The organism is Corynebacterium pyruviciproducens ATCC BAA-1742, assembly GCF_000411375.1.
Taxonomy (GTDB): Bacteria; Actinomycetota; Actinomycetes; order Mycobacteriales; family Mycobacteriaceae; genus Corynebacterium; species Corynebacterium pyruviciproducens.
Map to the genome: position 1 here is coordinate 150422 of NZ_KE150446.1, position 12311 is coordinate 162732.

General features: G+C 58.9%; 7 protein-coding genes. All 7 read left to right on the top strand.

Features of this window, described 5'->3' with window-relative positions; translation table 11 throughout:
* Window positions 1-5 precede the first annotated feature (5 nt).
* The gene (locus HMPREF1219_RS00765; protein WP_016457088.1) at window positions 6-743 is read left to right on the top strand and encodes a hypothetical protein; all 738 of its coding nucleotides are present in this window, start codon (window positions 6-8) and stop codon (window positions 741-743) included.
* A gap of 152 nt (window positions 744-895) precedes the next feature.
* A complete protein-coding gene (locus tag HMPREF1219_RS00770) occupies window positions 896-1186 on the top strand; it encodes a hypothetical protein (protein ID WP_016457089.1) in 291 nt (96 codons plus the stop codon).
* A 17-nt stretch (window positions 1187-1203) separates the two neighbouring features.
* Window positions 1204-1557 carry a hypothetical protein gene (locus tag HMPREF1219_RS00775; protein WP_016457090.1) on the top strand — a complete coding sequence of 118 codons (354 nt, stop codon included), beginning with the start codon at window positions 1204-1206 and terminating at the stop codon, window positions 1555-1557.
* 17 nt (window positions 1558-1574) lie between these two features.
* The gene (locus tag HMPREF1219_RS12710) at window positions 1575-8000 is read left to right on the top strand and encodes a transglycosylase SLT domain-containing protein (RefSeq protein WP_016457091.1); all 6426 of its coding nucleotides are present in this window, start codon (window positions 1575-1577) and stop codon (window positions 7998-8000) included.
* Window positions 8001-8783: a hypothetical protein gene (locus HMPREF1219_RS00790; protein WP_016457092.1), complete on the top strand. Its 783-nt coding sequence runs from the start codon at window positions 8001-8003 to the stop codon at window positions 8781-8783.
* Window positions 8784-8836: 53 nt separating this feature from the next.
* Window positions 8837-9670 carry a hypothetical protein gene (locus HMPREF1219_RS00795; RefSeq protein ID WP_016457093.1) on the top strand — a complete coding sequence of 278 codons (834 nt, stop codon included), beginning with the start codon at window positions 8837-8839 and terminating at the stop codon, window positions 9668-9670.
* 80 nt (window positions 9671-9750) lie between these two features.
* Window positions 9751-12234: a hypothetical protein gene (locus HMPREF1219_RS00800; RefSeq protein WP_156823187.1), complete on the top strand. Its 2484-nt coding sequence runs from the start codon at window positions 9751-9753 to the stop codon at window positions 12232-12234.
* Window positions 12235-12311 lie beyond the last annotated feature (77 nt).

The window sequence follows — 12311 nt, forward strand, 5'->3', positions numbered from 1 at the left end:
AAAAAATGACAGAAACGAATTTCCTGCGCGACCCGGCTGGGGTGCAGCCCCTCGAGGACCAGCTGGTCTTTGTGTCCCGCGCGGATGATCCAAAGGTTGGCTACAAGGGCCTTATTGGGCCTGATTGGGAGGTCATCGGCATCCTCAATGATGATTCCGAGGTTGGTCTGACCCGTACGATTGATGAGTCCACCGCTGCCGGTACCGGATTCGGTGTCATCAGCTACCAGTACAAGGCTGGTGCTGTGACGGGCCAGGTGGAGGTCCTTGATGAGAATGAGGTCTTGGACTACATCAAGTGGCCCGAGTCTGAGGTCAAGGATGGCACCCGCATTGTCGTCAATTCCAACAAGGTGGCGATGCTGCATGTCCTGACGGTCAATGTTAACCAGGATGGCACCGTGTCGCTGCGTGCTACCCGTGAGAAGGCAACCGCTCGTGTGGATGAGCAGGGTCGTGGCTCGGCACCGAAGGCTACCACCGTGACGTTTGGGTACCGTCCCGATAAGCAGCGGGCGGTGTTTGAGGAGCGTCGATTCAAGATTGAGGAGGGCAAGCTCGTGGAGCTCGATGTGCGTCGCTTTGTAAAGGATGCTGACATCACTAAGACTGCAGGTAAGGACACCTACCAGCTTGGTGAAGGTAAGCCCGCTGATGAGACGGCGACACCGTCCGGTGAGGCGGGTAGCCGCACCTCTGTCGCGTCGAACCCGTCCGGCGCATCTGGTACCGAGTCTCACTAGCTGATGTGAGCGGGGTGGGTAGGGGATATTTTTGGTCGCTTTTCCTCCTCTACCCACCCCTTGACCTGCATGTTCTCCTTGGGTGTGGGTGAAGTGAAAAACGACGACACCAACAATTTTTAGGCTTTGAGCGAAAAGGAGACCACAAAATCATGGCCGAAACGAAGAAAACCACAACCCGCAGTGAGTACGAGCCGGAGACCGTCACCGTCGAAGTGGAGCTGCGAGGCAAGAAGGAAAAGTTTGAGATGTTCGCCGACCCGATGGACGCGTCGGTGGAAACGATGACTGCAGCGGAGCAGGGCAATTTCATGACGTTCACCCTGGGCCTGTTCACGGCAAACGATCGTCGCCGTGCGACGCTTATGGGGCTTACGGCCCGCGAGCTTGTTGATAAGGTCATGCCCGCATACAACGAGGTCACAGGCCAGGGGGAAGATTAACCTCGCTTCTTCCTCTGGTGCTGAAGCACCGTGACGCGCTCGAATTCGATCTGCTCATGATGGGGTTGGACCTGTGGGATTGGTGGCGCACCCCACCGGGTAGGCGATTGTCTACCCGGCGTGTGTTGCTCATTGCTGAACACCTCGACCGCTTCGGGTCCCATTTCTGGTCAGAAATCCTCGACCGTGACCCGATGTCTCATGAGCAGATCATTCTCGGGGGTATTTTCTACGCGTTGACGGAGAGTGAGCACCCTCTGATGACGATGCGGGAGGATGCGCGTCGGGAGCGGTTGAGGGAGGAGAAAAAAGCGAGGATTCGTGCCGCTGAGAAACGTAGGCAGGCGTTTTTCAAGGCTGAGGGGTTATAACGTAAAAGGAGCAGCAAATGGCATCTGTGGGCTACGCGTCACTTCCGATCGTGCCTTCTTTCGGCGCGGTGAGGAAGCAACTCGAGGAGAAGCTTATCCCCACCCTGAAGAAGGTGGGCGAGTCGTCGGGTACCGCTTTCGGGGATGGGATGGCTTCGGCTGTGGAGCAGGCTACCGCACGGGTGGAGAAGGCACGCAAGCGGGAAGCGAAAGCCGCAGAGTGGGTTGCCTCCTGTGAGAAGAAGCTTGCCACTGAGCGGGATAACGCGCAGATTAAGGCGAAGGCTGTTGAATCTGCGGAGATCAAACTCGAGCAAGCCCGTAAGGACGCTGGCCGAAAGGTCGCTGCTGCCGAGCAGAAGCTCGCTGATGTGCGTGGCAATGCGGATTCGACGGCGAAGCAGCTCGCAGATGCTGAGGCGAACCTGGAGAAGGCTCGTAATCAGGCCACGACGATGGTCATTGACAAAGAGAATTCTCTGGAGAAGGCACGCCAGTCTGCAGCTCGGACCGCGGACCGTGTGACAGCTGCGGAGGAGAAGCTCACTAAGGCGCAGAATGAAGCGGCTGAGGCCTCCGAGAATGTGATCGCGTCGACGAAGCAGCTGGATAAGATGCAGGAAGTCGCGGTTAAGTCCACGTCGAAGCTGTCTGAGGCGTTTGAGAAGGTGCGGTATTCCTCGAAGCAGGTGGGTTCTGCGGTTGGAAAGGCTGCGGAGAAGATGCAGCTGCACGCCACTGTGGCGCTTGGTGGGTTGACGGCGCTTGGTAAGGGGGCTGCGGATTATGCAGCCGATGCTGAGCAGTCCTATGGGGCCGCTGAGTCGATTTTTGAGAATCATGCCCAGAAGATTAATGACCTGTCTAAGAGCGCAGCTGATTCTGTGGGCCTATCTGGTAACGCCTATCGTGAGCAGGCATCCTACATTGGCGCGATGCTGAAAAACCAGGGTGTGCCGATGGACGAGTTGGCGGATAAGTCTGCCGATTTGGTGAAGATGGGGGCTGACCTAGCAGCAACGTTTGGTGGCCCGACTGAGGACGCGGTGCAAGCTTTGGGGGCGACTCTGCGTGGTGAGACCGACCCGATTGAGCGCTATGGTGTGTCCATTAAGCAGGCGGACATTAATGCGAAGATGGCCGAGATGGGCATGTCGGGGCTGACGGGCGAGGCTGAGAAGCAGGCGAAAACGCAGGCGCTGTTGGCGCTTTTGACGGAGCAGACAGGTTCTGCGCAGGGGCAGTTTGGTCGTGAGACGGATACTGCGGCGCATAAGGTGCAGGTTGCTAAGGCGCACATGGACAACATGAAAGAAGCCTTAGGGACGGCGCTGTTGCCGATTTTGGGGGCGGTGTCTGATGCGATGGGGAAGGTCGCGCAGGCTGCGGAGAAGCACCCGAAGCTTTTCTTGGGGATCGCTGCGGCTATTGGTGCGCTTGCTGGTGGTGTGCTGATTGTGGCGCAGGTGTCGAAGGTGATGGGTGCGTTGTCGGCTGCTGCGCTGGCCGCTGGCACTGACATCGGTGGGCTCGTTAGCGGGTTTGCGGCTGCTGCTGCCCCCATTCTGGCTGTTGTCGCTGCTGTGACCGCTGTGGGTGTCGCCCTGTGGGCTTTTTTCACAAAGACGGAAAAAGGCCGGGAACTGTGGGGCAAGCTCGTTGATTTCATGCGCGAGTCGTGGGAGAAACTCACAGGATTCCTGACTGAAACCTGGGACGCGCTCACGGGGAAAATCAAAATCTTCGTGGAGGCAGTTCAGGTCGCGTGGCAGGAGATTACCGCTGCGTTCCACGGTGAAGATTTCGGCATGGGCCAGCTTTCGGAGTGGTTTGGTGAGGAGCGGGCTGCTGCGATTCTGGATTTCGCGTACAAGGCCGGTGACGCGTTCATGGGGTTGAAAACTCATTTGGGTGAAGCGTTTGAGTGGGTTAAGTCCGCGTTGGGGACGTTTTTCGAGACATTGGGGAATCTGTGGCAGCAGGTGTCCCCGATTCTGGCGCAGTTTGGCGGCATGTTGATGTCGCAGCTGGGGCCGATTCTGTCCTCTGTGGGTGGCATCTTGGGGAATGTTGCGGGGATTGCGTTGAAGCTCGCCCAGGTTGTGGGAAATGTGCTCTGGACTGCGGTAACCACGCTCGTGTCCGCCCTGCAGGCTGTGTGGAATGTACTGTCCCCGGTGCTCATCCCCGTTTTCAAGACTGTGGCGGAAATCCTTGGTGGGGTGCTCGGTGGTGCGATCATGCTCGTGGTTGGGGTCATCCGTGGGCTTGCTGATGCCTTTGAGTGGGTGACCGGCGTTGTCAAGGACTTCCTTGACAATTTTGTGGCCCCGCTTGTGGATTGGTTCTCCCAGATGGGCGATCTTTTCAATAACACAATTGGCAGTATTCAGAGTTTCTCTGATGTTTTCGGCGCAATGGGCGATTTCGTCACAGGCGTGCTGGGATCACTGGGTGTCGATGTTGAGGGGTGGCGTGACCGCATTCTCGACGTGTGGGACCAGCTCCGCACCGTGTTTATCGAGCCGTTTATGGCCGTGTGGGACCTCGTGCGGGCGCTTTTCTCAGGCAATTCCGACGCGATGGAGCAGGCGTGGCTGCACTACAAGATGGTCATGTACCAGGCCTGGGCGGAAATCAAAGACACAGTGCTTGCGCCATTCCAGGGTGCGATTGATTTCCTCAAAGATAAAACGCACAAGGCGATGGATTCGATGGGGGAGGCGTTCGGGAAGCTGCGTGACCTTGCCGCTAAGCCCATCAAATTCGTGGTGGAAACCGTGTGGAATAACGGGCTCCTCAAAGCGTGGAATGGCGTAGCGAAGCTCGTCGGCCTGGATGAAATGCAGCCCGTCCAGCTGGGCTTCGCCACAGGTGGTATCCTCCCTGGCTACACACCTGGCAGGGACATTTACAATTTTGTCGACCCCCGCACTGGCATGGCGATTGGGCTTTCGGGTGGGGAGTCGATTCTGCGCCCGGAAGCGACGCAGGCGTTTGGGCCGAATGCGATCGACGCGATTAATAAGGCTGCCCGCCAGGGTGGCCGCTCGGCTGTTGCGAAGCTTATCGGCGAGGGTGCCCAATTCCGGTTCGCCCGTGGCGGGATGTTCCTCCCCAACGGTGACACTGCCCGCAAGGAGGAGCAGTCCGCAAACATTGAGCGCGCCATCGCGTTCATGGAGCGTGAAGCAGGCAAGCCCTACCAGTGGGGTGGTGTCGGTGACCCATCGTGGGACTGCTCCGGCCTGTGGTCGGGTATTCTCAACGAGATCAACGGGCGTGACGGGCGCGCTGGCCGGTTGTTCAATACGACCTCGCTGATGGCAAACCCGGAGGCGTGGGGCTTCGTCAGGGGTCTGAGTGGCCCCGTGACGGTCGGCGTGTCCTCCGATCACATGGCGGGTACCCTCGCGGGCACCAATGCTGAATCCCGTGGCGGAGATGGTGTTCTGTGGGGTGGCTCCGCCTGGGGTTCCGAGCACTCGTATTTCCCAACGAAGCTCACCCTCGCGTCCATCCTGGGCGAGTATCTGCCGGGTGCTACGGGTGGCTCCGGCTTCAATCTCATGGCGATGGTCAAGGGAATCTGGGATCGGGCTATTAACACTATTGGGGCGTTCCCTGGTGCCGACACGCTTGGCATGATGGGTAGCCTCCCTGCTGCTGCGTTGCAGACCGTGGCGAAAGCGGCGTGGGATTTTGTGTCCAAAAAGGCCGGCACATTTTCCGGGTCGGCTGGTACCTCTGGGAGTGCGGAGTCGTGGCGTGATATGGCGATGGCTGCGATGCGTCGCCAGGGATTTAATGCTGATGATCCGGCGCAGGTGAATGCGATGTTGGCGCAGATTCAGTCCGAATCCGGCGGTAATCCCGGTATCGCTCAGCAAATCGTGGATGTGAACGGTACGGGTGAATCCGCTGGTGTCGGTCTGTTGCAGATCATTCCGGGAACTTTCGCAGCGAACCGTGATCCGGAGTTGCCGGATGACCGTCGGGACCCGTGGGCGAACATGAACGCCGCTTTGAGGTACTACCGCAGCCGTTATGGCACGGATTTGACCTCCATGTGGGGTCATGGCCACGGCTACGCCGACGGTGGTATCCTGCCGTCCTTCGCGGGTGTGTACGACGCTGGTGGTATCCTGCCCGCCGGTGGTGCAGCATTTAATTTCTCCGGTTTCGACGAGGTTGTGGTCAACGCCCCGCAATTGCAGGCGCTCAACGCCCTCGCTAATAATGTGGGGGCATTGGCGAATCGTGTTGCTGACCTTGTCAAGCAGGGTGATTATCGTGGTGCAGGGGATGCAGCACAGACTGGGGCGCGGAAACTCTTCGAGCAGTATTTGCCGAATGTGACGGCTTTTGCTGACCTTGCCACTGTCAAGGAGTGGCATGAGGTTGTCGGTTCCCTGCCGGGTATTTTCAAGGAGGTTGCCGATAAGACCGCTGGGCTGGTGTCCGGCTGGGACAAACTCCAAGCCTCCTACGGGGCGCAGGGTGATGCGGCTGCGAAGCTGGCTGAGAAAGCCGACGCTTTGAAAAAAGCGCAGGAAGAATTAGCCGAGGCGCAGTCCGATTCGGCGGAAATGTCGAAACAGGATGCCCGCAAGCTCAAGGATGCTGAGGATGCGCTCGCTAAGGCGCGTGAGTCAGCATCCAAAGCGACAGGTGATAAAGCTACCGCCGCGAATGAGAAGGTGGCGAAAGCTGAGGAGAAGCTGAGCCGCGTCCGTGAGGATATTGCGGATCACTCCAGCGATGCTGAAGATAAGCGCGCTGACGCTGTGCAGAAAGCACAGGAAAAGGTGCTGAAAGCGGAACTTGACCTGTCGAGTGCCCGTGATGTGGTTGCCCAGGCTGCGGCTGCTGCGGGACATGCCGAGATCGCAATGGCAATCCAGGTCATGACCTTCATCGTGGATTTGGTGAAGGACATCATCGACCGCGTGAACCGCATGCGGATCGAATCCGCGAAGGCTATCCATGAGGCCATGGGCGGATTCGTGGAGCTGGCGAATATTGCTGCCGGATTCCGTAAAACCGTGGTGGAGACCTCTGTGCAGATTGTGCAGGCGCAAACGGCGCTGAGGGCTGCGGTGTGGAAAACCCGCACGGCGGAGTTCGACCTGCGTATGGCGCGTCTCGATGGTGTGGTGGCTGTTGCCCAGGCTGAGAAAGAACTAGCCGACGAACGCCAGCGTCTCGAGGATCGCCGGGCGTGGGCATTCCGGGACTTGTCCTTGGAGTATGTGGGTTGGAATGAGCAGATGATCCGCGCGGCTCAGGGGCTCCAGCAGGTGGAGCGGAATCGGATCGCTGAGCAACTTGTGGGCGCTGATGCTGCCCGTAAGCTGACCGGTGCATCGATTGATGAGCAACTTGCCTGGCTCGACAAGCTCGAAACCGCGAAACAAATGGGGCTCGAGCGCGAGATCGATCTCTACGCTAAGGTTTCCCCGAAGCTTTTGGCTTTGCAGCACCAGCGTGATGCTGCGCAGCTCGAGGCACTCCAAAAGCAGGTTGATGCGTCGATTGCTTTGACGGAGTCGGTTTTCGCCCAGATTAAGGCACAGCGCGACCTTGTACGCCTGGGTGAGGATCGGCTCAAGGCTGAAAAGCGCCTTGCTGAGCTGCAAGGCCAGGGCACGATGAGCCAGTCTGAGGCCCTGACGGGTCAGGAGATCGCCCGCCTCATGGAGGTGGCTGCTAAGGCTCGGGCGCGGATGCAGGATTCCGGCTGGCGTAGGGGTGTCGGGAACTGGGGTCGTATTTATGATGGTGCGTCCCGAGAGTACGACGCTACCCAGGCGCGTATCACGGAGCTTTTGGCATCCGAGGCCGGTAAACCATACCGTGAGCTGCAGGACTCCATGGCGGAGACGATTAAGGCGGCGCAATACGAGTTCTTCTTTAAGCATGATGAGCGCGGTAAGGAAATCATTGAGGGGTCTGCTTTCGGTGAGGCTTTGCGCCGGGTGGAGAATCAGAAATTCCAGCGGTCTTTGGATCAGGTCGACGATGAAGAGATCGGCCTGAAAAGGAAGATTGAGGATGCGAAGCGTGAGGCTGCGGAGAGTGAGTATTTGCAGCGTTTGCGTGAGCGCTCTGAGTCTCTTAAGGCTGGTGCTGCGTATGAGCGTGGGTCTGCTGAAGCGTTGGTGGAGTCGGATGCTGTGGTGCGTGCGGCTCGCGCTGATGTTGCTCGGGCTCAGGGTGTGCGTGCTAATCAGTTGGCGCGTGAGCAGGGTCGCCCGCAGGTGGTGAATATTACTGCGCCTGCGGAGGGGCTGGCTGTGTCCTCTGACCAGTATGTCAATGACATGTTGGCCCTTGTGGAGCAGCTCGGCGGAGTTGTTGGTCGTGTGGATCGGATTGAGGCGCGGAGCCTGTCTGATGGTCAGGAGCGGTTGCGTCGTGCGCTTGCGATGGGAGGTAAATAGATGGCTACGTGGGAGTTGGTTTATGAGTCGCCATCGGGGGTGGTGTGGCCTTTGATGGGGGCCACCCCGCCCCGCGGGGTGTTTGTGAAGGAGGGGACGGTCCCTGTTTTGTGGCCGTCGCGTCCTGAGACTGTGGTGAAAGCTGCGGGCTTGTCGGGGCAGCGGCTGGCGGACTTCCAGGCCGGTTTCGACCCGATGAGTGTGGAGTTCACTGTGGTGGTCGATGGTTCGATGGTCGGCAAGTCGATGGGTGCTGTGCTGGCTGAGTGGCTGGGTTCGTGGTCGACGACTGTGCCGGGTGTGCTGACTGCCCGTGTGGGTGACGGTGAGCCCCGTACCCTTGGAGTGAGGTTGGTCGCTGATTTCACGCCGGGGATGCCGGAGGTCCAGCCCGATGATGTGGGGTTCATGGAGTTGCCTATGCGGTTGGTGTGCGATCGGGGGGTGGCTGTTGTCACCCGCGAATACGTGGGTGGTGCCACGGTTGTGAATGATGGTGTCGACTGGGTGTGGCCGCGTGTGACGTGGTCTGCGGCTGGGTCTTTGGTGATGCCGTCAGGTGCTGCTGTGCAGCTGCCGCCTGTGTCTGCTGTCAGGGTGCTGAATTTTGACCCGTGGCTTGGGGGTGAGGTCACCGATGTGGATGGTGTCCGTGATGTGTCGTTGTGGCGCTCACTGCGGGGCACTGTTTTTGAGGGTGTGCCTCCGGGTGCGTCGGGTGTGTTTAGGATTCCTGGTGGGGCCCGGATGGTGTGTGATTTTTCTGTGCTGGGGTGGTTCTGATGGCTTTTTCGTGGGTACAACTACATCACCATATTGTCGTCACTGTGACGAATATGGGGAGGTGGGTTGGGCTGTTTGATGGTGACGGCAACTTCATAATGGACATCACTGCCATTAGCGAGCTGAGTGCCGAGGACACCCGTGGGCAAGCAGACTCCCCCCTCAACCTTGTGGTGCCGACGGCCACCTCGACGGGTGATATTCACCCCGTGGCGGATGTGCTCATCGGTGAGGGGGTCGGCCGGTTCGATAAGACAGGCCAGCTCGCCCCGGACACTGACCGGCGTTTCCTTGTCATGGTGGCGACACCGGAGCGGACTTCCACCTACATGGTGGTGTCGCGTGTGGCTGAGGGGGGCATGGATCGGCCCTATCAGCTCACTATCGAGGGCGTGCACATTCGGTCACTGCTCCAGTTGAAGCCGTGCCCGTCGCATCCGCCGTCATGGCAGGCGCGGTTTGACACGTGGCATGAGGATGCCGCAGGTCGCTACGTCACGCCGCGGGTGTATGCGGGTGTCGAGCTCGCCACGAAAGCCACCCACTACACCGTGGGTGGTGCCCCTGAGACGGTGATCCGTACCGTCATTCAGGATTCCCTCGACGCGGTCAACACTGCCTACGGGTGGACAGATGATCCGGACATGGTGGTGGACTGGGCAGAATCTGGGCACGCGTCGCCTTTGTCGGTGACGGTGCGGAAAAATGATGGCACCCTGTGGGACACGGTCGCTTCGGTGGCCGCGAATGCGGGCGTGAATATTGATGTACGCCTGTGGCTGCCCGGTGATGGCCCTGTACGGGTGCGTGACGGTGACACAACGGTGGAGAGGACGTGGGAGAAGCCGATCATGGTAGTTGATGTTCTACAGGGGGTGGTTGCGTGAGTACAGCACCACTTATTGCACCCGGTGGGTCGCTGACGATCGCTTCCAGGATGGCAGCATTCACCTGGGGGTCCTGGGCTGTGACGTGGCCGGAGGGCTACGACGCGCCCCCCGCGCCTGCGGATGACCGTGAGCTTGGTTTCATCGCCAAACTCGGCGACGGCCACAGGCCCGTCGAAAGGTTTGGGCGTGCCTTCGTGCGTGCCGATGCGCAAATTGATGCTGTGCAGCACGTGTCGAATGTGGAGAAGATCCTCGACACGGCGGAAAAACGCGTCTCAGGAGATGTCGGATTCTCGCGGGATATTGAGACTGCCGGTCTCGCGGGGCAGGTGCCGGGTGAGGATTTCACCGTCGGTGACTTGGTGCCTGTGAGGGTGTGGAATCGTGTGCTGCACGGGCAGCTGGTCACAAAGGTTACGCATGTCGGTTCTGTGTCGGAGCCTGTGGGGTGGCGTGTGCATGTGGGTGACCAGCTGATTTATGATGCTGATGCTTTGCGCACGGCATCGTCTGAGGTGGAGCGCACGATTGCTCAGGAGCGGCGTGAGACTAGTGGCCGGCTGGATGAGGTGCGTCAAACCGCGTCGGAGGCTAAGTCGGCTGCGTCGGCGGCTGATTCTAAGGCTGATGCTGCGCTTAGCGAGGTGCGGGATAAGGCCGGCGAGCTGGGGAAGCTGCTTGATCGGGCTGAGGCTGCGGTGGCTGATGGGCGTGTGGCTGATGAGGCGGCGCAGAAGTTACTGGTGGAATCGCGTACGAAGCTTGATTCTGCGGTTGCGAAGCTTGCTGAGGTTGAGAGGCTGTTGGCGCAGTCGGATGCGAAGCTCGCTGAGAATAAGGCACTTGCGGAGATCGTTAAGGGGATCCGTGCCGGGGTGGAGAAAACCGGCAAAGAAATTGACGCACAACTGGTTCAGGCGCGCCGTTTGAATGATGAAGCGAAAACCGCGAGCGCGGAGGCTGCGTCTCATGGTGCGGCGGCTAAGGAGGCACTGGCGGGTACCCGTGAGCTGCACGACCAGGTTGCTGTCCTTTTGGAGGATACGGCCAGGTATGTGAAAGAATCGCGGGAAAGTTTGGCCGAGTCTCGGCGTTTGTCTGAGGCTGCGGAACGGTCAAAGGTCGATGCGGTGGCCGGTGCTGAGAAAGCGCGTGTGATGGCTGAACAGGCCGAGGCTACGCTTACAAAGGTCGCTGGTAAGTCCGCTGAGGTCGATAAAGCGCTTGTGGAGGTGCGTGACCTTAAGGCAAAAGCTGGGCAGGCTGTCACCGATGCTGGTGGAGTACTGGATCAGGCTAAGGCTGCGGCGAGGGCGACGGGTGCCGATAAGGACGCTGTGGCTGCGCTGTACCGGCAGATAGTGGACAAACACCAGGCGATCCTCAGTCTGCATGGGGAGATGCTGGCCGTCCAGGCCGATATTAACGCCAAGCAGCAGGCGATTCTGGAAGCGCATGAGCAGGCGATTAAAGTCACCGCACGGGCTGTCAAAGCGCTTGCTGGTTCTCAGGCTGCGATGGCTGGCACGCTCGCCTATTTGCAGGAAGCACTTGAGGCTGCACAGCGGGCGATTGATGCGGCCAATTCGGCGATTGAATCGAACCGTCAGGCGATTCGCAGGCTGGACGAGATTCAACGGATGCACGAAAAGGCAATCCGTGAACTGTCTGCGATGACCACGGAGCTGCAAAAAGCACAGGTGAAACTGGCTGAGACGAATGCGACGATTCTTACGACGCAGGCAAACCTGAAAAAGACTGATGACCAGCTGAAGCAGTCCAATGCGCTGATTCAGAAACAGGTGGATAACAATACGGTGGCGCAGGAGACCACGAACCGGGCTGTGCGTGCATTGGGTGGATCTGTGGGGGCTATGGCCGGGTCACTGGCCTACATGCAGGAGTCGCAGGAGAATACGCAGAAAACGGCCCGTGATGCGCTGGATGCCGCCGCAGCGAACACTGAATCGCTGAGGATTCAGAGAGAGGTGAACGCTAAAGCGTTGGCGGTGGCGAAAGATGCTGAATCAGTCGCCACCGGGACTAGGGCAATAGCCCTGGCTACCAAATACGCTAGCCAGGTCAATTCTGTGGCGATTGAGAACAGCAAACGGCGACAAGATTTTATTGATAAAATTCTGCTATGGACGGCGGACACCCTCCGTATGCAAAGGCCGGTGGAATGGATGCAGGGCGGCGGCGGGTCGAATGCGTCCTCAGACTATGAAAAATATTTCACCCTCAATACCAGCTACGGGGCAAATTCCGTCTATGTGAACTTGCAAGGGTCGTGGGACGGGCACCTGAAAATTACGCTTTACATGCGCTCTGGTCTGACAGATTTTGCTCAGTGGAGTATCGCAGGTGGCCGGACGGAATCTGTCTACGCGGGGCACGATAAAAAGCGGATCGCGGGGATTACGGGCGGTGCGGGGCAGGAGGTGCGGGGTGTGGAGATCATCGCTACGCCGATCACACTGCCGGATGGCACGAAGCCGGTGATCCCCCAGGATCCTGTTTTGGAGCCGATTCCACCGATGCCTAAGGAATTCCAACAATAAGGAAAGGATAATTTTATGAGTGAGCCTATTTTACAGGCAATGTACAGTGTGCCAATCCGTCGCAGAGTCGGCAGCAC

Excerpts from the sequence above, each read along its gene's own strand:
- HMPREF1219_RS00765 (WP_016457088.1), top strand. The coding sequence starts at position 6 with ATGACAGAAACGAATTTCCTGCGCGACCCGGCTGGGGTGCAGCCCCTC.
- HMPREF1219_RS00770 (WP_016457089.1), top strand. The coding sequence starts at position 896 with ATGGCCGAAACGAAGAAAACCACAACCCGCAGTGAGTACGAGCCGGAG.
- HMPREF1219_RS12710 (WP_016457091.1), top strand. The coding sequence starts at position 1,575 with ATGGCATCTGTGGGCTACGCGTCACTTCCGATCGTGCCTTCTTTCGGC.
- HMPREF1219_RS00790 (WP_016457092.1), top strand. The coding sequence starts at position 8,001 with ATGGCTACGTGGGAGTTGGTTTATGAGTCGCCATCGGGGGTGGTGTGG.
- HMPREF1219_RS00795 (WP_016457093.1), top strand. The coding sequence starts at position 8,837 with ATGGGGAGGTGGGTTGGGCTGTTTGATGGTGACGGCAACTTCATAATG.